The organism is Anabaena sp. FACHB-83, assembly GCF_014697485.1.
In the GTDB taxonomy this organism is placed as follows: domain Bacteria; phylum Cyanobacteriota; class Cyanobacteriia; order Cyanobacteriales; family Nostocaceae; genus Nostoc_B.
The window spans coordinates 40,849-63,464 of record NZ_JACJRY010000033.1 but is presented as its reverse complement, the minus strand read 5'-3'; the positions used below and the strand labels follow the sequence as shown (position 1 = coordinate 63,464).

The window sequence follows — 22,616 nt, the reverse complement described above, 5'->3', positions numbered from 1 at the left end:
TCCCTACTACGCCAGTTGCCTCAACTGAGGAAACCTCCGCACGGCACTGGCTCCCCTATTCCCTTACTTTTAAAGGAGATTGCTTATGTCAATGGTTAGTCTACCAGGATTAAAAGAATTAATTGAAAGCATTAGTCGGGAGCGCAACTTACCACGGTTAGCAGTGCAATCAGCCATTCGAGAAGCACTACTCAAAGGTTATGAACGTTATCGCCGCGCTCAAAATATAGAACGCAGGCAATTTGATGAAGACTATTTTGACAATTTTGAAGTGGAACTCGATATTGATGAAGAAGGATTTCGCGTCCTCTCCACCAAAACCATTGTTGAAGAAGTTAACAACACCGACCATCAAATTTCTTTAGACGAAGTGCAGCAAGTTGCGCCCGAAGCCCAATTAGGTGATTCTGTAGTTTTGGATGTCACCCCCGATCAAGGCGAATTTGGTCGGATGGCCGCTATGCAAACCAAGCAAGTTCTAGCCCAAAAATTACGGGATCAACAACGCCAAATGGTGCAAGAAGAGTTCCAAGATTTAGAAGGAACCGTCTTGCAAGCCAGAGTGCTGCGCTTTGAAAGACAATCAGTTATTTTGGCAGTTAGCAGTACTTTTGGTCAGCCAGAAGTAGAAGCCGAATTACCCAAGCGGGAACAGCTACCAAACGATAATTATCGTGCCAATGCCACCTTCAAGGTCTACCTCAAGAAAGTTTCCCAAGGGCAACAACGGGGGCCACAGCTTTTAGTATCCCGCGCTGATGCAGGGTTAGTGGTTTATTTGTTTGCCAATGAAGTTCCAGAAATTGAAGATGAAGTGGTGCGGATAGTCGCTGTCGCACGGGAAGCAAATCCGCCATCGCGTTATGTCGGCCCCCGGACTAAAATCGCAGTAGACACCTTAGATCGAGATGTTGACCCAGTAGGTGCTTGTATTGGCGCACGGGGATCACGCATTCAAGTAGTAGTGAATGAATTACGCGGCGAAAAAATCGATGTAATTCGTTGGTCGCCCGACCCAGCCACATATATTGCCAACGCCTTAAGCCCAGCCAGAGTAGATGAAGTCCGCCTTATGGACCCGGAAACGCGGCAAACTCACGTCTTAGTAGCCGAAGATCAACTGAGTTTGGCAATTGGGAAAGAAGGTCAAAACGTCCGCCTCGCGGCTCGCTTAACAGGTTGGAAAATCGATATTAAAGATAAAGCCAAGTACGACCATGCAGGCGAAGATGAGAAATTTGCAGCTGTCCGCGCCCAAGCTCAACTAGAGCAAGAACAAATGGAACTAGAGGAAGATGACATCGACTTAGAAGATGATGATCTGGAACTCGAAGAATTAGATGCAGAAAATCAACAAGAATTAGACGATGAATCTTTTGATCTGGATGAAACAGAATAATTTCTTAATTTTCTGGAGAAACAGCAGTCTATATAGGAATTAGCAACAAATCTCCGCCTCAACCAGTACGGGAGAAAGCAAATACGATGGCTATAGTTCTGCTAATATTTAGCTCAGGAAGAGTTTTAATAATTACTTGAGAAAATATGAGGTATTAGTAAAAGGTTAGCTGTAATAGCTTAACTTTGCTATAAAACTACTGAGTCATAATTTGCTGATGGAATTAATAAAAAATTTAAAATTCCGGTTCAGCCATGATTATTCATCCGGGAGGTAAATCCAAAATTCTCAATTGTTTGACTTCATGCCTATAAAAAACTGATGAAACCGAATTATCGGCGTTGTATTAGTTGCCGCAAAGTCGGCTTGAAGCAAGACTTTTGGCGGATAATCCGCGTCTTTCCATCTGGAAAGGTACAATTAGATGAGGGCATGGGGCGCTCTGCCTATCTTTGTCCGCAAGCAACTTGTTTGCAAACGGCACAAAAAAAGAATAGATTAGGGCGATCGCTACAAGCATCAGTGCCAGAAACACTGTATCAGACATTGTGGCAACGTCTAGCCCCAAGTCATCACCAAAATCAAATATCAGGTTGAAAAACTTGGTGGCGGTAATCCCCAGAGGATTGTGCCTAAAGCCGAACTGTTCGCGCTTCCAACACACCCTCTGCAATTATTGGGGTTAGTGCCAAAATAGTAAAAGGGCGTAGTTTGTGAGCGGCTCTTGAAAAAAGAACCCAGCAATACTCCCAGAAAGTTTTACTCGATTGTGTTGTGGAAGACTCAGAATCAGCAAAACAAAAAACTACAGAATGGCAACCTGGTAGCGATCAGGCGCAATTCGGCATCACCAGTTCCAATAAATTTTTTTTATTAACAAAATTTTTATGGGAGCAAGTCAACAGCCAAATTTGGCACAGATGCCAACATTAACCTGAAACATCTCTCTTTCCTGATTGGAGGCACCGGCAAAATTACCAAGGGCAACCGAAAAACAGTGATCTAAGGATGGAGATGTCGCACTCCCAGGCAACCATCCGCCAAAAAACTGTAAATTAAAGGGGAAGAGTGGATGAACAACGGCAAAGTTAGAATTTATGAATTATCAAAGGAATTGAATTTGGATAACAAAGAGCTATTAGCAATTTGCGACCAGCTCAATATTGCGGTCAAAAGCCATAGCAGCACAATTTCAGAATCAGAGGCAGAACGAATCCGGACGGCTGCCGAAAAATTGGCAGTAACGAATGGAACACCTAAAAGAGAAATAGGAACACACCCCCCAAAACCAAATTCACATCAACCTGGCTCTCATAGCCGACCTGCACCACCACCACACAAACAACAAATTTTGGAAATTCGTAAACCCAAAATATTGAGAAATCCTAACACCAATGCCCCAGAGGCATCAGTTGCTAATCAGAATCAATCAGCTTCTTCTGAAGTCAATTCTCCAGCACCTCCACGGCCCTTCGCTACACCAGTCTCATCCATGAAGCCGACGGCACCAACCAGACCTGTACCCCGGAATCAATCTGAGAACTCACAGGCACCTGCTGTTACAGATGCACCCCAAAAAGCAAATACGCCCTTAGCAGAAAACACAGCAGCAGAAAAGCCAGAAAGAGCGCCTTCGCATAAGTCCAGGCCAGAAAAACCGCAAAAACCGCAATTATCTGCGCCACCTGCAAGACCAGAAGCGGAAAAACCCGCAGTTGGTGGGTCAAGTACGGCAGAAAAACCGATACTGAAGCGCGATCGCGACCAAACTAGCAACAATAAACCAACTAAGGCTGGCAAACCATCTCAGTCTCACTCAGACTCATCCCCAGCACCCAAGCAAAGTCGCCAAAACTCAGGGCCTGTCAAAGCCGAACCGCGAACAAATCGGAACTCGGCTCCCGGTTCAGGAGATGTACCACGTCCCCAAAGGCCAGTGCGTCAATCAGAATCGGCGGCGACTGTACCCTTGGCAACTCCGCCTAGCAGACCTACAGGTGCAGCCACAGGCAAAGTCTCAGTGGATGATGATGCCGTCGTTCCAGAACTCTTAGACTTAAAACGACCCACACCACCTCGTTTAGCCAAAGGTGGTAAAAAATGGCAAGAAGAAGAAATCATCGACGAAGTTAAAGAGAAATCCGGCAAAGGTGCCCCCAAAGGCAAGCGGGTCAAACCAATTCTGGAAGATGACTTTGAAGATGATGATTTGCTAGAAGAAGGTCTAGACATCCCGGCTACCATCCAGGCAACTCTTTCGATCGCTCGTCCGCCAAAACCAAAAGCAGCGCGACCAGCCCAAACAGCACCCACATCCGTGGCTACCCCAACTGTTAGGGGCAAGAGAACTACCTCAAATCGCGGTGAACAGAACCGTCGTCAAGAAGCAGAGCCAAAACGCGATCGCCCAGCCAAAATCGTGGTCACAGGCCCGATGACTGTGCAGGAACTCGCCAACGAATTGGTAGTTGCAGATACAGAGATTGTGAAAATCCTGTTCCTCAAAGGTATGGCGGTGAGTATCACCCAAAATTTGGATATCCCAACCATCACCTTAGTAGGTAAAGAGTTAGAAGTAGAAGTCGAAACCGCCGAACCAGAAGCAGAAGCGCGGAAAGTCACAGAAATGATCGACGTAGCAGATTTAGAATATCTGATTCGTCGTCCGCCAGTTGTCACCATTATGGGTCACGTAGACCACGGTAAAACCACCCTACTCGACTCGATTCGCAAAACTAAAGTCGCGGCTGGAGAAGCTGGGGGTATTACCCAACACATCGGTGCATACCATGTGGACATCGAACACGACAACAAGCTGCATCAGATTGTCTTCTTGGATACTCCGGGTCACGAAGCCTTCACCGCAATGCGGGCTAGAGGCGCGAGAGTGACAGATATCGCCATTTTGGTAGTAGCAGCCGATGATGGTGTGCGTCCCCAAACAATTGAAGCCATCAGCCACGCCCAAGCCGCCGAAGTGCCAATTGTAGTCGCTATCAACAAAATTGATAAAGAAGGCGCACAACCAGACCGGGTGAAACAAGAATTGACACAATATGGCTTAACCCCAGAAGAATGGGGCGGTGAAACCATCATGGTGCCAGTCAGTGCGATTAAGGGCGAGAACCTGGATACACTCCTGGAAATGATTTTGTTGGTGGCAGAAGTTGAAGAACTCTCAGCCAACCCCGATCGCCTAGCTAAAGGTACTGTCATTGAAGCCCACCTGGATAAAGCCAAGGGTGCAGTTGCTACCTTGTTGATTCAAAACGGTAGTCTCCACGTCGGAGATATGCTCGTGGCAGGTTCAGCCTTTGGTAAAGTCCGGGCAATGGTCGATGACCGTGGGCGGAGAGTCGAAGCAGCCACACCTTCCTTTGCGGTTGAGGTGTTGGGGTTAAGTGATGTTCCCGCCGCCGGGGATGACTTCGAGGTCTTCGAGAACGAAAAAGAAGCCCGGAGTATTGCAGGCGATCGCGCCGACAAACAACGTCTATCACGACTGTTGCAGGGACGTGTCACCCTCACTACCCTATCGGCACAAGCTCAAGAAGGCGAGTTGAAGGAACTCAACTTAATCCTCAAAGGCGACGTGCAAGGTTCTGTCGAAGCGATTATTGGTTCGCTGAAGCAAATCCCCCAAAACGAAGTGCAGATCCGGATGCTGTTAGCATCGGCTGGGGAAATCACCCAAACAGACATTGACTTAGCTGCTGCTAGTAACGCAGTCATCATTGGCTTTAACACTACCTACGCCAGTGGCGCAAGACAAGCTGCTGATGAGGCTGGTGTGGATGTCCGGGAGTATAACATCATCTATAAACTCCTCGAAGATATCCAAGGAGCCTTGGAAGGTCTGTTGGAACCAGAGTTGGTGGAAGAAGCCCTTGGTCAGTGCGAAGTCCGTGCCGTCTTCCCAGTGGGTAAAGGAGCCGTTGCTGGCTGTTATGTGCAGTCTGGCAAGCTGGTACGTAACTGCAAACTGCGTGTGCGTCGTGGCGGTAAAGTCGTCTACGAAGGAGTCCTTGATTCTCTCAAACGGATCAAAGACGATGTTCGGGAAGTCAATGCCGGTTATGAATGCGGTATTAACGTCGATAAATTCCATGACTGGGTAGAAGGCGACATTATTGAAGCCTACCAGATGGTGACAAAACGTCGTACCCTCACATTGACAAGATAGTGGTTAACACTAAGTGCTGAGTTTCAGTGAAAGTTGAAGTGTGTCGAACTGAAAATAAGCTAGGTTCCACACGCAAAACTTCCAACTCAGCACTCAGCACTTTAAACTCAGCACTTACAGTATGTCTTCGTTTCGCTCTGACCCTATATTGTGGATTCACATTGCTGGATTAGCGACACTGCCATTTTTCTTGGTTTTGTGCTTATTGTCCTTGGCGATCGGTGAACCACTCTTCCCGGTGTGGGGAGAAATATTGTTAGTCGCCACTGTTGGCGTTACTCCACTATTGTGGATGCAGCTACGCCGCCCATTTTATATATATTCTCTTTTAGGGATCGCTCTCAAACCCGAAAATTTAACAGAACAACAGCGCAAGATACTTTGTTTAATTAATACTAAATTAAACCGGGTGTTGTCTCTGGTGGCCGCCATAATATTAACGGTCATCTTGTGGCAGCTTTACAAAGTTGTACCCCAAATGCAACATTTAGTCAGCTTTTTGCCGCAATGGCATAGCTTAGGCTTACTTTTAGCTGCTGTAGCTTTTTTAGCAAGTAATTTATTTTTACAAGTTCCCGTGAGTGTGGCACGGATTTTAGTGACTAATGACACAGAATTTGCTGCCATCGAACCGTTATCTTTAGAAAATATCAAGCATGATTTCACTATTTTAGGGGTGCAAGTTAATCAAATTTTACCCAGGTTGTTTCAATCCTTCATCGGGAGCAATAGAAACTCGCAGCAGCCCTAAAAATCAGAACCTAATCAATTTCTTCGCAGAGTATACGCTGTCTCATTCAGACTGATTCGTATTTGCTCACAATAAAAACTGCCATAACTTTAAAAGTTGAGGAATCAGGGACTATGACTCCAACTTCTGCTGCTAGTAATCTCCAATATCCCGCAGATACCGAAATTTGGTATAGCCTTAAATGTGCGATCGCGGCTAGTTCCGGTTTCCAACGTTGGCAACTAGAACGTAATACCCAATTACAAGGTTTGCGCCTGGAACAACAAGTACAAAAGTATTTAAGAGAAACTTTAGAAACTTTAGCTTACTAAAATCAATTTATCCTAGCTTGTTTATTTACAAGCAATACTTTAAGGGAAGCATGATGATCATGCTTCCCTTAATCTATATATTTATGTTGAATTTAAGGTTTTGAACTACTGATGTTGGGATGATTCTCTGAATTAGGTACAGTGGCTGCATTGGTCGATTTTTTCAGAGAGAGAAAAATATCATAGCGGGTACTGCGGCTGTCACTCACTGAGGTTGTTGCCCCAATGAAACGAGTCGCTTCTAAAAAAGTTCTTTGTTTGGGAAATAGGGTATTGAGGGTAAAGTTATTTACCATGCGTTCGACATCTATAAAAAATGCACTATTTGTGGGATTCAACTCTGTCGGCACAGTTTGTTGATATGCAAGATTGCTGGCTAATGTGCTGGTGGGTTTAGGCACAATTTTATCGGTAACGGGAGCGCCTAATACCATGAACGCAGTATCTTGATCTAACCAGCCGTGGCTGGCTGTTAAAGTGCCGAAAGGCCCAATCCAGTTAACAACAGGTTGACCTGCAACTGTTCCTGGTTGAATTTGGAATTGGTATTGAGTTTTAATGATGTCATCTAGCTTTTGGAGAGATGCTTCAGCTAATTTGCGATCGCTGGCTTTGACCATGAATACCAATCCAGCCCTAAAATCTCCTGGTGCGCCATTGTTTTGAACGTTGGGAATCAGCGAGACAGCAAACTCACCTTTCATCCAACTGAGTAAATCGCGTTCTAAATCAAGACTCGTCAGCGATTTCACCCCGCTACGTAATTGTTCTGGAGATACGGGTGAAAGCGGATTTCCTTGGGATGTGAGAATATAGTCACCCCACAGCCGTTGTAAATTACTACCAGATAACATCATCAAGGTTTCTGCTGGCATTCGCTGCTGCATATTACCTGCTGAGTTATCCACCGACAGTAGACGCTGGCTTTGAGGATTCAGCCACGAAACGCCCTTTAAGCGTATGCCATCTGACTCTAAACTAATCGCCCCCGCTAAACCTTGGTTATTTTGCAGTTGTGCCAAAACTTGGGCTGGTAAACGTCGGTTTGGAGCTTTAGTGGCAATTTTGGCAGCATTTGGGACGTTGATGTAAAATTGGGCAAAAGAATTAGACTCAGAAATTTTGGGGAAATTCTCAGCGAAACTGCCAACTGTTGCCAAGGATGTTTGATGTTTGTAGGCATCAATTGCCCGTTCCGTGGCTTTCGGGTTATCGGTAATCACCAGGAAGCGTTTATCGAGTAATGTGGCGGAAAGGTTTGTCCCAAATTCCCCTTCGCTTTGTTTGATGGGGACTCCCTGATAGGTGCGGTCAATCCATTTCCCGGTTTTTAAGGCTTTGGGTTGTGCCAAAATTTTTTGCGCTAACTCGGAGTTTTTCACAGGTAAAACCATCACCATTGACTGCTGGCTGTCAGGTGTAAGGCTATCGGTAGCTACAGGCTTAGACTGATTTGTTTCGGGAGCTAAAATCGCCAAGGTAACTTCTTTGTCTACCCAAGGTTGAATATCTTGCTCAAAATTAAAACCATTATTTGTCAGAAAGCGATCGCGCAACTGCATTAAAGTTTGATTAAGTTGTGCTTGCGATTCTTTTGTGCCGAATTCTTGCAATTTCTGCCATTGTTTGGGATCTGTAGTCACAGAAGCAGCAAACAGTGCATCATTCGGGATAATATTTGCACCTACTAATAAATTTCCAGAAAAATGCCCTTGGCTGAACAATCTATAGGCTACTCCGCCACCAATAATTAATAAACCAGTAGCCGAGAGCGTCAGTGCCAAAGACGGTTTCTGTTTTTTCTTCACGGGAACAGACACAATAGGCAGCGCCATTGAAACCAATACCTCATACTTGCGAACTTTTTACTTGTTTGACCAAGTAAACTTAAGCTTTTTTCTTACTTTTGGGCTGTTTTTCAACAATTGTCTCTACCCTAAAATTTTGCTGATACTTCGGTAATCAACGTGAGCTATTTTTCCTTTAAAAGTAGTGATTTTACGCCGTGTGCGACTTTCTCTCAAACCTAACCCCCAACCCCTTCCCTACCAGGGAAGGGGAGCAAGATTCAAAGCCTCTCTCCGTTTCGGGGAGAGGTTTGGAGAGGGGTTTCAAGAATAAGTCGCACATCGCGTGATTTTGTTGTTAGTTAATCTTTTTAACATGCTTTACTCTATTTCGCAGGCAACTTTTCTCTAAAAGTTTGCTGTGTTAATCAAGCTTAATTAGAGAACTTTGTCATAATTTACGCATTCATACTACGAATCAATATAAGTTTCCAAGTTTATTCTCAGCATTATGAGGATATAACTAACTTCAAAAAGCTGCAAGTCTCCAGTAATTTGTAATTTTTACTACTGATACATCTGAGTTCTTTTATATTTAAAGCTCAAAAATATATAGCAATCCTAAATGATTCATTAACATCTGTCTCCCTTGTCTTTGTTGTTCACATATCAACTAGGACTGCTGTAGCTGTGAGGCACTAATTTTTGCAATTATAATTACTGACAACTATTTTTACCAAAATTAGCAAAACTCAAATTTCGGCGATTTAGCGATATTTTGACACTTAATATTAGCTAGAACGCGGTAAATGAATCCGCCATCTAGAGATAATTTTTAGATAAATTTAACTTTTCTTAGTTCCGGTAATTTTTTTACCGAATCAGAGTTGGATTTGAATGTAGCGATCGCCACTGCATTCTACACTTTGCCATTCGTCCCACTCAACTGCATCGGCCCCAAATACTTGGTTAAATACGGCGAAAACACCTCATAAATTAAAGTTAGCGGTTGTCCATGATGCCAAAACAAGTAGTGACGACCCCAAAACGGCCCAGGCACATCAAAACCAGACTCCAACGCTGCCGAGTTGCCATAATAAATACCGCGCACATCCCGATATAACTCTGTACGGAGACGCGCCAAACTCGCCCAAATTGGCAATGAACGATTTTGTAAATACTCATCTACATGGCTGGCTTCCCACCAAGATGTCGCATAAGCCAATCTCTGTCCTGACGCAGTACGTAACCACACCTGACGGCGCAGTCTTGGCCCTGGCACAGCTTGAATCAAATCAGGCGCATCATCTAAATCTGTACCAATCAAGGACATATCAATCACATCGACTTCTGTCGGTTCACCTGTCAGCAATTCTAAATGCCGAGTCGGAGAACCATCACCCAACAACAGCAGTTGCCAAGCAGGAGCCAACTGTGTGTGGGGTAAACTCTTTTGGATAACTTCTTCGTCCCCTTGCCAAATCGGAGTTAGACGGTGCCAAGCTGTTGGCAGCGCAGGATTGTTCGTCAGAGTAAAAATAGCAGTCAATTTTATTTACAAAAGTTCATCTATCTCTATAAAAGCACAAAAAAAGTCAATAGTTCAAAGCTGATAATCAGTAGTTAGGCATTGCTTAACTATTGACCATTCACTCATAACCATTGACCCAGCCCTTGCGGGGCAGGAACAGGAAGGTTGTCGAAGTCTTCTCTGTTCCCTTTTCATCAAAAATGCGGATGGCGAGACTCGAACTCGCAAGGCAAAGCCACACGCACCTCAAGCGTGCGCGTATACCAATTCCGCCACATCCGCGAGAGTTCACTGAAGAACTAATATAGCACAACAAAGTGATTATAGTAAGGTAATATCTAATTTTGCAAAATTTACCAAAAATTTAAGTGAACATGTTCACAACTTTCCCGAAGGTGGATATCAGACTAACAGAAATGTAATAGCGCCACAAGTGATATTAAAAGGGGTATAGCTACTTTAAGATGTTCCGCACTCACCACAGCCTCGTTCGGGAAACTGGCACAGACAAGCAGATGTGAAGCTGTTAATCTGGTTAAGACCCGTAGAGACTCCCTGGCAGTCCTGACCTTTGTGAAACTGCGAAGGGCGTATATATACTGCTCAGGATGCTGCTGAAAAAACTCTCATCGTTATTTGTAACCAAGTCAAAGCTTTGTTGCAAATCAGATAAGAGAAAATGTCAATCTACTGGTACTAATATCGAAACTCGAAAATGAAGTTTGACAAAATACTAATTGCTAATCGGGGAGAAATCGCCCTTCGTATTCTCCGCGCCTGTGAAGAAATGGGAATAGCGACTGTTGCGGTTCACTCCACTGTTGATCGGAATGCGCTCCATGTGCAGCTGGCTGATGAAGCCGTTTGTATTGGTGAGCCTGCCAGCAGTAAAAGTTATTTAAATATTCCCAACATCATTGCTGCCGCCTTGACCCGGAATGCCACTGCCATTCATCCTGGCTATGGTTTTTTGTCAGAAAATGCCAAATTTGCCGAAATTTGTGCAGATCATCACATTGCATTTATTGGCCCGACTCCAGAAGCAATTCGGTTGATGGGAGATAAATCCACAGCCAAAGAAACCATGCAAAAAGCTGGAGTGCCAACAGTACCAGGAAGTGATGGTTTAGTCGAGTCAGAACAAGAAGGATTAGCACTGGCGAAAGAAATTGGCTATCCCGTGATGATTAAAGCCACGGCTGGCGGCGGTGGACGGGGGATGCGCCTAGTCCGTTCTGAAGAAGAATTTGTCAAACTGTTTTTAGCTGCTCAAGGTGAAGCAGGCGCAGCCTTTGGTAATTCTGGCGTTTATATCGAAAAATTTATTGAACGTCCCCGCCACATTGAATTTCAAATTTTGGCAGATAACTATGGCAATGTAATTCACTTGGGTGAACGGGATTGTTCTATTCAACGCCGTAACCAAAAATTATTAGAAGAAGCCCCTAGTCCGGCTCTTGATCCAGACTTACGTGAGAAAATGGGACAAGCTGCGGTCAAAGCTGCCCAGTTTATTAACTTTACCGGGGCTGGTACGATTGAGTTTCTCTTAGATCGGTCGGGTCACTTCTACTTTATGGAAATGAACACCCGCATTCAAGTAGAACATCCTGTTACCGAGATGATTACTGGTGTGGACTTAGTAGTCGAACAAATTCGGGTGGCTCAGGGCGAAAGACTCAGGCTAACTCAAGACCAAGTGATTTTGCGTGGACACGCCATAGAATGCCGCATCAACGCCGAAGACCCAGACCACGATTTCCGTCCCGCCCCAGGTCGCATTAGCGGTTATCTTCCCCCCGGTGGCCCTGGCGTGCGAATTGATTCCCACGTTTACACCGATTATCAAATTCCCCCCTACTACGATTCTTTAATTGGTAAGCTCATTGTTTGGGGGCCAGACCGTGCAACTGCTATTACCAGGATGAAACGCGCCCTACGGGAGTGTGCCATTACCGGACTACCAACAACTATTGGTTTTCATCAAAGAATTATGGAAAACCAACAGTTTTTACAAGGCAATGTTTACACCAATTTCATTCAAGAGATGAAACTTTAGGGAATTAGGAAGTAGAAGGTAAAGGGAAAGGGTAAAAGGCGGAGAAATATCTTATTTTCAGTTGACTACCTGTCCCTTTCCTGATCCTGCTCAGGTTAAGTAGTCATGGTACGATGCAGCCAGCTATTCTAGTGACCACGAACTATGGGAATGTCGAATGAAGATTTGTCCATCAGCAAAGTCTATTGCCCTGGTTTGTTCGCCGATCTGGTTAGAAAAAAATCGCTGCCACAGGGATCAGAAGTTCCTGAACCAACCCATCAGACTAATTGATAGAATAATTGAACTCTAGCGATCGCCCATACAATAAGCCAGTATCCTCGACCTTTTCACCCAATCTTCAGAAAAGGAGATTCTCAAATGTCATTAGCTGAACTCATGTCACAAATCCAAGAACTTCCAAAAATTGACAAGCTTCGGCTGATGCAGTTTCTCGCTACAGAACTGGTCAAAGAAGAAGATGCAAACTTCTTTGTTGCGAACCAAGAGTATCCGATCTGGTCGCCTTACAATTGCTCTGAGGCTGCCAATGTTTTAATGAATCTTCTAGCGACAAAGCAACAAGAACAGAATGGTTGACGCTCAAAGATTTCCCTACAAAATCATTGACAGCAGGCTTGGTATGGTTGATCGGATGGCGTATCTGCCATTGACGCTTAGTCTTAACGGTCAGTCGTTGAACACCGAAGGTTTATTAGATACGGGCGCAAGCGTTAATGTTTTGCCATACGAGTTGGGTCTACAACTGGGCTTAATTTGGGAGAATGAAACTCTCTCAGTTGTGCTGGCAGGAAACTTGGCTCGATTTGAAGCTCACGCAGTCGTTGTTGATGCTCAAGTTAGTTCATTCCCAAGGGTTAATCTAGCATTTGCCTGGACACAAGCAACCAATGTGCCTTTGATTTTAGGACAGGCCAATTTCTTCTTCGAGTTTGATGTATGTTTCTTTCGTGCGCGATCAGAATTTGAAGTTCGTTGTAAGGTTTGAGATATAAGCATTGAGAAACGGAAAGTTTCTATATAAATAATAAATAGTTCGGTAAGCAAATATGATCGCTCACCTGGATCACTTGGTTCTGACCGTTGAAGATATTTATCGAACCGTCGATTTTTATACAACGGTTCTCGATATGCGTGAGGTTTCCTTTGGAGAAGGACGGACAGCCCTCTCCTGTGGACAACAAAAGATAAATTTACACAAGAAAGGGCAGGAATTTGAACCAAAGGCATTATTCCCGACTCCTGGCTCGGCCGATCTCTGCTTCATCGCATCAGTTTCCCTAGATGCAGTTATCGCACGACTATATGAGAGAGGTATTCCTATTCTGGAAGGCCCTGTTCGACGAACTGGTGCCAAAGGAGCTATTCTTTCGATATATTTTCGAGACCCAGATTCTAATTTAATTGAAGTATCCAACTACATAGAACGCCTATAATCGGTTTGTTGCAAGGGCGAGTGATTGCCATTGTCCATACAGAACGTGAGGATTGCACTCGTATTATTTCTGCAAGAAAAGCGACGAAATATGAACAACGAACCTACTTCGAGCAACTCTCAAACTGATTGGCAACGATTAGACGCAATGAGTGATGAGGATATTGATTTCTCAGACTGCCCAGAAATTACACCAGAAATGTTTGCTAAGGCAGTAGTGCGACGAGGTTTACCTACCACAAAAACCAAAGCTCAAGTTACACTCCGCATTGACAGCGATGTATTGGAGTGGTTTAAGTCTCAAGGGCGAGGCTATCAGACACAGATCAATCAATTGCTACGAGCGTATATGGAGGCACATCAATAACAGGCAGGTTGACATTGCATATTAGAAAGAAGATTGAAGCGGCATAATGTTAGGCAACTAACCTGCTGGTGGATAGGCAACTGTCGGCTATTTGTTAGTAACGATGCGTGCTTCCTTAACGTTTCTGATCTTCATACAGAGAGCGATCGCTCCAAACATAATAAAGTTGGTGCCGGAAATGCGATCGCATCCTGCCCTATTCCCTAGCTGACATGAGACATCATCGTGATTAATCCTTGCTGACCTAAGAGAATTTCCCGCAGCAAGCTGAAAATTCCTACCCAAATAATTGGGGTAATGTCCACCCCGCCTATTGGTGGTACTAGCTTACGTAAAGGTACTAAAAATGGCTCAGTCGGCCAAGCTATGAGATTGAAGGGCAACTTATTTAAGTCGGCTTGGGGATACCAAGTTAGAACAATGCGGAAAATAAAGAGAAATGTCATCAGTCCCAACAGGGGGCCGAGAGTCCAAACGGTCAAGTTAACACCAGTCATCTGTTTGCACTACTATTTTTGAACGAAGAAAATTTCGAGAAGTAAATCAGAAAGTTTGAAGGTTTGTAAAGCTTATAGATATATTTTATGGCAAATGCCAGTTAAGGAATTTGGGATTAATACCATTTAACTTGAAAAATAATACAGATATACAAGCTACAAGAAGCAACGCCTCGACTGCGCTCGGCAACCGGGAGCAGAGGCATAGAGGAAGTGGTGATTTGTATCAGTACTTGAGTGAATTGGTAAGACTCCACAGATAAATCTGGTAACTTTGACCATTCCGCTAACATTGGTCACAATCAATACAAAAGCACCACTTTGGCTAAATATTAAGATTTCTAGAGATTTTTGTGAACAAAATTTGTGTCTAGTTACAGGAAATACTGAGCGATAAATATTCATCCCTAGCCCCTAGCCTGAATTTTCTGGTTTTAAAGCTTATACCCAAAGGCTTCTCAAGGAAGTACTACACTATTAGAATTATGATGAAGTGTGTAAAAAAAGGTTGAGAACAATGACACCATCTTTAGCAAATTTTCTTTGGAGTCTGGCTTGGGGTACTGCGATCGTTGTTATCCCTGCTACTGTTGGGCTAATTTTCATTAGCCAAAAAGATAAAATCCAACGTTCTTAATCTTTTGTCGAGTCAATTAGACTCTAATAGGACTTACGCATAAAAACGAAAAATCAAGGGTTTTGGAGAGGGTGCAAGGGTACAGGGTATAGGGGTGTATATATCTAAAACCCTTACGCCACACCCTTACACCCTTACACCCAATCTTCATAGACAATCTTTGTGCGTAAGTCCTGTCTAAGACCAGTATTCTGTCAGCTAATTACCTAATTGCATTCACATTAGCAATCTTCCTTGTGAGGACAGGGTATACTTAGCTGACAGATATCAATTTTTTGGCTGGCAATGATTAAAAAGCTTCAGACCTTCTGAGCCAAAAGCCGTGAAGCTCAATTATATTGTGATTAATTAAAGTAGTGATTTTAATTTTGACTCGCTAACATAGATTGTGATATTGGGATAAAGAACAATGCTAAATTTTGGGCTGAACTCAGCCAGTGTTCTGGCTCAGGTCAATGTAGGAACGAACTCAGCCAGTATTCTAGGAATTTTCCTGGCTGTGGCTGGGGCAGCACTGTATTTTATGCGGACTGTACGCCCAGAACTTTCACGAGATCAAGATATCTTTTTTGCGGCTGTAGGTTTACTCTGCGGCTTTATTTTGATTTTCCAAGGATGGCGGTTAGACCCGATTTTACAATTCGGTCAATTGCTGTTGGTGGGAACAACGGTGTTTTTTGCGGTGGAAAGTATTCGCCTACGTAGCATCGCTACCCAGCAAGCCAAGCGCAACACTCCGATTGTGGATAAAGAACGGGAAGTCAGCGATAACTATTCATATAATAGGAGGTCGCGCAAAGACTATGAAGCTGAGGTAGAAGACGATTACGAACCACTACCTTATGAGGAAGAAGAACCTCCAGTACGTCCTAGAATTCGACCCAGCAGAGATACTCGTTCATCCCGTGATGACTACAATGAGGAGCAACCACCCCGTCGCTCAAATCGTCGCCCCAGCAATGAACGGACAGACACGACTGATAAAAATCGTCGCCGGACTTCTACTCGTTCCAATAGCCGTTCGACTGAGAGATATGACGATGAAGAAAGTTGGGGTTCTGCTTCCGCAAAACAGGTAGATGATTGGGAAAGTCCCAGTGATGAAGGAAGAAAACCTGCGCGTCGTGGAAGTAACGGTAATCAGCGTCCTGAAAGCCGGGAAGATAATGTTCCGACTAGACCCAGAAAACGTCGTCCGCCTGCTGAGACAACTTCGCGCCGCGAAAGTGCAGATGATGATGTTATTCCAGCAGATTACGTTCCATACAAGCCAATAGACCAGTCTGATGATGAATCAGATAATTCAACTAATTTTGATGATGTCTAAAACTGGTGGGATGGATGTAAGCTAGAGGCGATGTAAAAAATAACAGTAGAGGTGAAAAAATTTACGCCTATTGTGTGGCTCCAAAGACCGATTCATTGGAGCCTGATTTTTGGCTTAAGCAGCTTACTTGTATCTTGTGGTGCCAGTGAGATTCCCCTGGGGCCGACTTCGTTAAACAGCCGTTATACAGAAGAACAACCGACGTTAAGTGGTAACGGTCGGTTCTTGGCGTTTGTTTCAAATCGTAATGGTAGTCACCAATTACTCATATATGATTTGCAACAGCAAACATTTGTGAGAACTCCGGGTTTAAATCGACCAGAAACAATTAGTGAAAGCCCTAGCTTGAGCTATACAGGGCGTTATATTGTTTATTTAACGAGCGACCAAGGTAGACCAGTGGTAGCCCTTTACGATCGCGCCATACAACAGTCACAAGTTCTCACACCTGTTTATCGTGGCTGGGTGCGAAATCCTGGGATTAGTCCTGATGGACGTTATGTTGTGTTTGAAACAGCCAGCCGTGGTCAATGGGATATTGAAGTGTTAGACCGTGGCCCGAATATTGAATTAGATATTCCTAATGGGGCGACGGTGGATGGGCCGACGAATTGAGGAGAGAAGGGGACAAGGGGGACAAGGGAGACAAGGGAGACAGGGAAGACAGGGAAGACAGGGGAAAGAGTCACGATGAAACTTATTTCCCAAGCCAAGCATGAAATAGCGACTATTGTGTTTACTCAGCACTTTCAACTCAGCACTCAGCGAGAAGTTGCGTGCGGGGGTTCCCCCCGTTGAGCAAACTTCGGTGACTTTCAAGCTAGTACAACAAGGCAAAAGGAAAAAAGCAAAAGGAAAAAGAAAGAATAACGATACCACAAGCCTTTTAGCAATTCTAGATAGTCTGTTTATTTACGCCGACCTGTACTAGGGAGATGAGGGAAAATGAACAAAGGACAAATGACTATTGACTAATGACAAAAAGTAGTATTTTTATCCCTATATTTGCTTGTTGTAGTTTACTAACTGGTTGTTTTGGCTATCCCCGGTTGGTGAGTTATCCTTTTGATCCGGGGGGGCAGAGTATGAATAGTTTGGCTTCGGAGTTAAGTCCGCAAACTTCTGGGAGATATATTGTTTTTATTAGCGATCGCCGGGGTAGTCAAGATGTTTATATGTTTGATACCCTGACGCGCAATTTAATTGATTTACCAGGTTTAAATGCTTTAGATACGATCGCCTCTCACCCCAGCGTTTCCCAAGATGGTCGTTATGTTGTATTTGCGGCTAGTCGTCAGGGGCGGTCGGCGATTTTTTTATATGACCGCGAAACCCGTCAATCTCGCAATTTGACTAATAATTTGCAAGCGGAAGTTCGTCACCCAACTATTAGTGCGGATGGTAGTCGCATTGCCTTTGAGTCGAGTAATAACGGGCAGTGGGATATTTTAGTTTATGACCGTTTTGGGCGACCATTGGATATACCCCAAGATCCTCGATAGAAATAGGGAGTTGGGAGTTGGGAGTGGGGAATAAGGTTTTAGATATAGGGTTTAGGGGTATGAGGGGTGGGAAGTGTGGGAGGGGTGGGAGGATGGTGAAGAAATGTTTCCCCCCACACTCCCCACACTCCCCTCTTCTCCCCACACTCCCCACACTCCCCACACTCCCCATTCCCTACTCCCCATTCCCTACTCCCTTAATTTTCTGTACTGATTCAATGAGCGATCGCACTTGTTTTGTCCCGGCAGATGGTTCAAAAGACAAGGGGAATTTACCTTTGGCAATCATTCTTAATCCCAGGGGTGCGAGACTTAATAATCCTCTCAAGTCCCGAAAATAATTACCCACAACTTGCAAACCAAATTGGCGTTCATCAATCCAGCCGCCTTCTTTGACTAATTCCACTAAAACTTTGCGGTGACGTAGGGAACGGGTATCAGATGTTTGTTTGTGAGAGAGAATTTCTTGTTTAATTTTGGTAATTTGTTCGAGGGGGGCAACTTCCATTGGACAAACGGAATCGCAATATAAACAACGAGTGCAACCCCACACTCCTTTAGTACCTTCGTTGTAATTTTCTAAGCGATTTTCTGTATTACTATCACGAGAATCTGCAACCATTCGATAGGCTTTAGCTAAAGCATGGGGGCCGACAAAATCGGGATTTACTTCGCGGGCGTTGCATTCAGAATAACAAGCACCACACATAATACAGTTACCAGTTTGATCTAAAAGCGATCGCTCTTGGGGTGTTTGTAAAAATTCCCGTTCTGGAATTTGTCTGGCTGCTGTACTAACATAAGGAGCGACAGCTTCCAAATTATCCCAAAAACTGCTCATATCTACCACTAAATCTTTAATCACAGGCATATTACCCAGGGGTGCAACTGTGATTTCTAAATTGGGATTTTCTGTATTGGTCAAAGATTGTATTTGCTGTAATCTAGCTATTTCACTCCCGACATTTTCTTTACAAGCTAAAGCCGAACGCCCATTAATTCGCATTGCACAACTACCACATATAGTATTGCGGCAATTTTTGCGAAATGCTAATGTACCGTCTTGCTCCCATTTAATGCGATTTAGACAGTCAAGGATTGTATTACCAGGGTCTACCTCTAGTGGGTAAGTTTGCACCACAGGTAGAGAATTTTGTTGCTGTCGAATAACCTTAAAAATAACTTCCATTGCCACCAACCAAAGTCTTAAAATTGCTTTACCAGCTTGAAAAATCATAACTCAAGGCTAGTAGGTGCGAAAATTGAGTTATACTCTTGTTGCTCTTAATTCAAAACCGAGTGTTAAAAGGCTGATGAGCCAAGAGCTACTGATTATAGTTCCAGGATAACCATTAAAATTTTAGTTGTATTAGCACCATGTCCGAGATTTATGTTAAGCTCTGAGCTTTAGTAGCAAACAGGCGATCGCAGCTGATTGTTCACCTTCCCTGTTTCGGAGTTATAAATAAAAGAGTTTTTCGGGAGACCAACTCAAGTTAATTATCTACATAACGATAATATTCCCATTTCCTACACTTCATCTGCTTAATACATCTTTATATCCATCAGGCTTCTAGCTAAAATCTACTGATTGGAGAAATTAGGAAACTAATTCCCAAAGGTGAATTTTGGCTGATATGGAAGTGTGAAAGCTGATAATAAACATCTGATGGCGGTCATTAAGCACTTGACAGATGTGCAGAATATTTATTCTTCCCATAGACAGACACTCAAAATGCTTGAGAGGTGGTTTGTCTTGTGAGGATAAACCCGCAGATTAAACCGCTTTGTATTTTTGTCTCTTCTCTATCTCGAATATCAAAGAATGGCACTTGCTCAAAACTACCGATCTAAATTTAGATGAATTTTTATAAAAGTGCTGCTGCAATACGCATGGTAGCTAATAAACCCGGATGAAAATCCTGACTGCTTGTTACCTCGTTAAGTTAAATGATTGAAATAAAAGTTCGTCTGTAAATTAAATTCAAACATAAACAATTATTTTGCTATTATTAGTCCATGCTAGTATTTAATATAAAATTACGAAGTAACAAAACTAGTCTCAATCGTCGTATAAGCGCGATGATCACTACTTTGTTTTTTCGTAACCTAGAGACAGAAAATTTTGTGTCTCTACATCTGAGGCAAAAGTTGTATGTCTAGGAGAGCATATTCAAATACTATGCTGTCTTAAGCTTAAGAGGAAGAACGGTTAAAACCTACAACTCAAGGGCAATAAAGGCAAGTACTGAAAGTGGAAAACCTGCAATTTCTTGGGTCTACTACTTATTTGGAGTAGAAACAACCTTATTTGTAAAGGTGGCTTAAAGTTACACCGCTACAGTAGCGCCAAAAGAGAAAATTATTGCGTTTTCAATGGCGAATCATGGTTAACAGTGTCCTAAAATCACCAAAATAAATGTCTGTGACAAAGCTAACTTAAATCTGTTGCAGGCAAACATAATATAGGCGCTTGTTGCTCCTCTATCAGTAGCAATTTAACCCTTCCCTTAAAATTTTGAGCATCTTTTGACGGAGGCTCAAGAGTTAAATACTGCCGTCAGACTACATAGTTTATCAGTTTGGAGAGAGTAAGGATAATTTGAGCGTAATGACAGAAACTGCAACTGCACCATTAACTGGAAAAGCACTGCTTGCTAAAGTAAAAGAACTTTCTAATTTACCTAGAAGAGAAAGAGCAAAGCAGTGTGGCTATTACACTGTTACTAAGAATAACCAGGTGCGCGTCAATCTCACTGATTTTTATGACGCTTTACTATCGGCTAGAGGAATTCCCCTAAGTCCAGAAGCACCTAAAGATGGCCGTGGCCGCGAACCGACATATCGGGTTAGCGTTCATCAAAATGGTCAAATTGTCATTGGTGCAACATACACCAAGGCAATGGGTTTAAAACCAGGAGATGAATTTGAAATTAGACTGGGTTACAAACATATTCACCTGATTCAACTGGGTGAAAGTGATAAAAAAATCTCCCCAGAGGATATAGATGAGGTAGATGAAGACTTAGACGAAGAAGAGTAAATTCTTGGGTTGTAGGGAGAAGTTTTCGAGAAATCTTGAGAAAATATATCCCTACTACGAGAGCAAATAACTCTGTTTAAGAATTCTGTACTAATAAAACGATACGATGAGACATATTGCTCAAGCCACAAATTTTACTAGAGTCTTGACCACAACCTAAGAAGTCTATCGTGTTTTGTTTATTTGTTTTAGCAAATTTTTTTCAGCCATCAGGCAACACCTTACTGTCATTGAGAGAAAATGCACCAGTAGCCGTTGTCTTGATGGCATTTTTTATAAGTTGGGTAGTATGTTGGCTGCCATTGGCAGTAATATCTGCTATTGTTATGGGTTGGCAACCAACAAAGCCTTTACAATCAGAGCAGAAGTTACCATTAATTGTGACACTTTACTTATTAGCTCCCCTGGTACTTTGGGGAGTAATTTGGTTGTTTGGTAGGTCTTTTGCTGAGTATGGCTTAGGAGTAAATCTTTCCCTGGTGGGTGGTATTGGGATAGGTTTTGGCTTGGGATTATTCAGCCTCGCTATGATGTTTGCTGTAGAATTGGGGCTTGGTTGGTGTGAATTTGCCCAGGCGAATATTAAGTTATTACCATCTATCTTGCTACCAATTTTATTAGTCGCGTTATTGGTAGGTGGGGTAGAAGAATTAGTTTTTCGTGGGTTTTTGTTCACGGAATTAGAAAGAAATTATCCAATATGGATAGCAGCAACAATTTCTAGCTGCATATTTGCTATCTTGCACTTAGTTTGGGAACAGCAAGAAACGCTACCACAAGTACCGGGACTGTGGCTGATGGGAATGATGTTAGTGATGGCGAGAATAGCAGATAAAGGCAGTTTGGGTATAGCTTGGGGATTACATACAGCTTTGGTGTTGGCGATCGCTACTATAGATACAGCCCAACTCATCACTTACACAGGTAAAGTACCCGAATGGTGGACTGGCAAATATAAAAAACCCCTGGCTGGGTTAGCAGGGGTTTTGTGCGTTCTGGGAACTAGCCTAATACTCTATTTAGGTAGTCTGTAGATTTGGCAAACGCGATCGCTCAACTATTTATGTTAGTCTGATTTTTATATCAAATTAACTGTTAATTTCATGCTGAGTCTATGATTGACCTCAATAACATTCACTCGCTCTCAGAATTTCAGCGAAACACCAAACAGTACATCCAACAAATGGAAGAAAGCGAAAAGCCGCTTGTGCTGACTGTTAATGGTGCTGCTCAACTTGTTGTCCAGGATGCTAAAGCCTATCAAAAGCTCTTGGAACGTTTAGAATATGCTGAAACTGTAGCTGCACTCAGACAAGGAATTCAGGAAATCGAGCAAGGAAAAGGAGTTCCAGCTAAAGAAGCACTAGAAGGTTTAAGAAGAAAGCATGGAATTTCGCGTTGACATCTCTCCATTGGCATTAGCTGATGCGGAAAATGCCTATCTTTGGATTCGAGAACAAGATTCAGATTTGGCTGACAAGTGGTTTGACGGACTGCTTGATGCAATTGATTCGCTTGAACGCTTTCCGGCTCGTTGTCCTGTCACTCCTGAAAGTGAGGAGTTAGGAATGGAGATTCGCCAATTGCTCTACGGAAAATCGAAAAGATTCCGCTACCGAATTCTTTTTGGAATCTCTGAAACTGAAGTGAACATTTATCGAATTAGACATACTGCACAACAATACTTGACAAAAGATGATGTGGAGTTATAGAAATAATCAAAATTATTGTTTAGTAGTATTTTAATGTTGAGAAATACGATCGCACCTTTCATTCTCCTAGTGCGA

Annotated in this window: 24 protein-coding genes and 1 tRNA gene; 20 read left to right on the top strand and 5 right to left on the bottom strand. The window is 43.3% G+C overall.

The annotated features are described in order from the left end of the window. The first annotated feature begins 85 nt into the window (after positions 1 to 85). The 6 genes from nusA (at position 86) to H6G79_RS26900 (ending at position 6,644) form a co-directional block, all read left to right on the top strand. On the top strand, positions 86 to 1,399 hold the full coding sequence (nusA, locus tag H6G79_RS26925) for a transcription termination factor NusA (protein ID WP_190591142.1): 1,314 nt from the start codon (positions 86 to 88) through the stop codon (positions 1,397 to 1,399). Positions 1,400 to 1,720: 321 nt separating this feature from the next. Then, the gene (locus tag H6G79_RS26920; RefSeq protein WP_190591144.1) at positions 1,721 to 1,996 is read left to right on the top strand and encodes a YlxR family protein; all 276 of its coding nucleotides are present in this window, start codon (positions 1,721 to 1,723) and stop codon (positions 1,994 to 1,996) included. A 177-nt stretch (positions 1,997 to 2,173) separates the two neighbouring features. Beyond that, positions 2,174 to 2,332, top strand: a complete 159-nt coding sequence (locus H6G79_RS26915; protein ID WP_190591146.1) for a hypothetical protein — start codon at positions 2,174 to 2,176, stop codon at positions 2,330 to 2,332. Positions 2,333 to 2,471: 139 nt separating this feature from the next. Then, positions 2,472 to 5,582, top strand: coding sequence for a translation initiation factor IF-2 (gene infB / locus H6G79_RS26910; RefSeq protein WP_190591148.1), 3,111 nt, complete (start codon positions 2,472 to 2,474; stop codon positions 5,580 to 5,582). Between the two features lie 121 nt (positions 5,583 to 5,703). Beyond that, complete coding sequence (locus H6G79_RS26905) at positions 5,704 to 6,333, top strand: low-complexity tail membrane protein (protein ID WP_190591149.1); 630 nt, start codon at positions 5,704 to 5,706, stop codon at positions 6,331 to 6,333. A gap of 113 nt (positions 6,334 to 6,446) precedes the next feature. Continuing rightward, positions 6,447 to 6,644, top strand: a complete 198-nt coding sequence (locus H6G79_RS26900; RefSeq protein ID WP_190591151.1) for a hypothetical protein — start codon at positions 6,447 to 6,449, stop codon at positions 6,642 to 6,644. A gap of 92 nt (positions 6,645 to 6,736) precedes the next feature. Here the strand turns inward: H6G79_RS26900 and H6G79_RS26895 are convergent, their stop codons facing one another. The 3 genes from H6G79_RS26895 to H6G79_RS26885 form a co-directional block, all read right to left on the bottom strand. Next, complete coding sequence (locus H6G79_RS26895) at positions 6,737 to 8,479, bottom strand: DUF3352 domain-containing protein (protein ID WP_190591153.1); 1,743 nt, start codon at positions 8,477 to 8,479, stop codon at positions 6,737 to 6,739. 871 nt (positions 8,480 to 9,350) lie between these two features. Next, on the bottom strand, positions 9,351 to 9,980 hold the full coding sequence (locus tag H6G79_RS26890) for a chorismate lyase (RefSeq protein ID WP_190591155.1): 630 nt from the start codon (positions 9,978 to 9,980) through the stop codon (positions 9,351 to 9,353). 183 nt (positions 9,981 to 10,163) lie between these two features. Continuing rightward, positions 10,164 to 10,244, bottom strand: a tRNA-Leu gene (locus H6G79_RS26885). A 433-nt stretch (positions 10,245 to 10,677) separates the two neighbouring features. Between H6G79_RS26885 and accC the strand changes: the two genes are divergently transcribed. The 6 genes from accC (at position 10,678) to H6G79_RS26855 (ending at position 13,823) form a co-directional block, all read left to right on the top strand. Continuing rightward, positions 10,678 to 12,021, top strand: a complete 1,344-nt coding sequence (accC, locus tag H6G79_RS26880) for an acetyl-CoA carboxylase biotin carboxylase subunit (protein WP_190591157.1) — start codon at positions 10,678 to 10,680, stop codon at positions 12,019 to 12,021. A gap of 360 nt (positions 12,022 to 12,381) precedes the next feature. Next, positions 12,382 to 12,600, top strand: a complete 219-nt coding sequence (locus tag H6G79_RS26875; protein WP_190591159.1) for a hypothetical protein — start codon at positions 12,382 to 12,384, stop codon at positions 12,598 to 12,600. Further along, entirely contained in the window at positions 12,593 to 13,009 is a 417-nt protein-coding gene (locus H6G79_RS26870) for an aspartyl protease family protein (protein WP_190591161.1), read from the top strand. The genes H6G79_RS26875 and H6G79_RS26870 overlap by 8 nt, the downstream gene beginning before the upstream one ends. Before the next feature lie 61 nt (positions 13,010 to 13,070). Continuing rightward, entirely contained in the window at positions 13,071 to 13,457 is a 387-nt protein-coding gene (locus H6G79_RS26865) for a VOC family protein (protein WP_190591163.1), read from the top strand. A gap of 20 nt (positions 13,458 to 13,477) precedes the next feature. Beyond that, positions 13,478 to 13,585: a BrnT family toxin gene (locus H6G79_RS37780; RefSeq protein ID WP_199333994.1), complete on the top strand. Its 108-nt coding sequence runs from the start codon at positions 13,478 to 13,480 to the stop codon at positions 13,583 to 13,585. Then, positions 13,548 to 13,823: a BrnA antitoxin family protein gene (locus tag H6G79_RS26855; RefSeq protein ID WP_190591165.1), complete on the top strand. Its 276-nt coding sequence runs from the start codon at positions 13,548 to 13,550 to the stop codon at positions 13,821 to 13,823. The genes H6G79_RS37780 and H6G79_RS26855 overlap by 38 nt, the downstream gene beginning before the upstream one ends. Before the next feature lie 203 nt (positions 13,824 to 14,026). Here the strand turns inward: H6G79_RS26855 and H6G79_RS26845 are convergent, their stop codons facing one another. Further along, the gene (locus H6G79_RS26845) at positions 14,027 to 14,320 is read right to left on the bottom strand and encodes a YggT family protein (RefSeq protein WP_062298001.1); all 294 of its coding nucleotides are present in this window, start codon (positions 14,318 to 14,320) and stop codon (positions 14,027 to 14,029) included. Positions 14,321 to 14,837: 517 nt separating this feature from the next. Here H6G79_RS26845 and psbX point away from each other — a divergent pair. From psbX to H6G79_RS26825, 4 genes are all read left to right on the top strand, one after another. Further along, the gene (gene psbX, locus H6G79_RS26840; protein WP_015112477.1) at positions 14,838 to 14,957 is read left to right on the top strand and encodes a photosystem II reaction center X protein; all 120 of its coding nucleotides are present in this window, start codon (positions 14,838 to 14,840) and stop codon (positions 14,955 to 14,957) included. Between the two features lie 409 nt (positions 14,958 to 15,366). Next, positions 15,367 to 16,284 (top strand): Ycf66 family protein, encoded by a 918-nt coding sequence (locus H6G79_RS26835; RefSeq protein WP_190591169.1) that lies wholly within the window; start codon positions 15,367 to 15,369, stop codon positions 16,282 to 16,284. A gap of 51 nt (positions 16,285 to 16,335) precedes the next feature. Continuing rightward, positions 16,336 to 16,899, top strand: coding sequence for a PD40 domain-containing protein (locus H6G79_RS26830; protein ID WP_190591171.1), 564 nt, complete (start codon positions 16,336 to 16,338; stop codon positions 16,897 to 16,899). Positions 16,900 to 17,258: 359 nt separating this feature from the next. Further along, entirely contained in the window at positions 17,259 to 17,786 is a 528-nt protein-coding gene (locus tag H6G79_RS26825; RefSeq protein WP_190591173.1) for a PD40 domain-containing protein, read from the top strand. 175 nt (positions 17,787 to 17,961) lie between these two features. Here H6G79_RS26825 and H6G79_RS26820 read toward each other — a convergent pair whose 3' ends face one another. Next, positions 17,962 to 18,975, bottom strand: coding sequence for a succinate dehydrogenase/fumarate reductase iron-sulfur subunit (locus H6G79_RS26820; protein WP_190591313.1), 1,014 nt, complete (start codon positions 18,973 to 18,975; stop codon positions 17,962 to 17,964). 1,422 nt (positions 18,976 to 20,397) lie between these two features. Here H6G79_RS26820 and H6G79_RS26815 point away from each other — a divergent pair. From H6G79_RS26815 to H6G79_RS26800, 4 genes are all read left to right on the top strand, one after another. After that, positions 20,398 to 20,829 carry an AbrB family transcriptional regulator gene (locus H6G79_RS26815; RefSeq protein WP_190591175.1) on the top strand — a complete coding sequence of 144 codons (432 nt, stop codon included), beginning with the start codon at positions 20,398 to 20,400 and terminating at the stop codon, positions 20,827 to 20,829. Positions 20,830 to 20,999: 170 nt separating this feature from the next. Then, the gene (locus H6G79_RS26810) at positions 21,000 to 21,863 is read left to right on the top strand and encodes a CPBP family intramembrane glutamic endopeptidase (protein WP_313934399.1); all 864 of its coding nucleotides are present in this window, start codon (positions 21,000 to 21,002) and stop codon (positions 21,861 to 21,863) included. A gap of 80 nt (positions 21,864 to 21,943) precedes the next feature. Then, the gene (locus H6G79_RS26805; RefSeq protein ID WP_190591177.1) at positions 21,944 to 22,231 is read left to right on the top strand and encodes a type II toxin-antitoxin system Phd/YefM family antitoxin; all 288 of its coding nucleotides are present in this window, start codon (positions 21,944 to 21,946) and stop codon (positions 22,229 to 22,231) included. Further along, positions 22,215 to 22,541, top strand: a complete 327-nt coding sequence (locus H6G79_RS26800) for a type II toxin-antitoxin system RelE/ParE family toxin (protein WP_190591179.1) — start codon at positions 22,215 to 22,217, stop codon at positions 22,539 to 22,541. Before H6G79_RS26805 ends, H6G79_RS26800 begins: the two co-directional genes overlap by 17 nt. Positions 22,542 to 22,616: the final 75 nt, after the last annotated feature.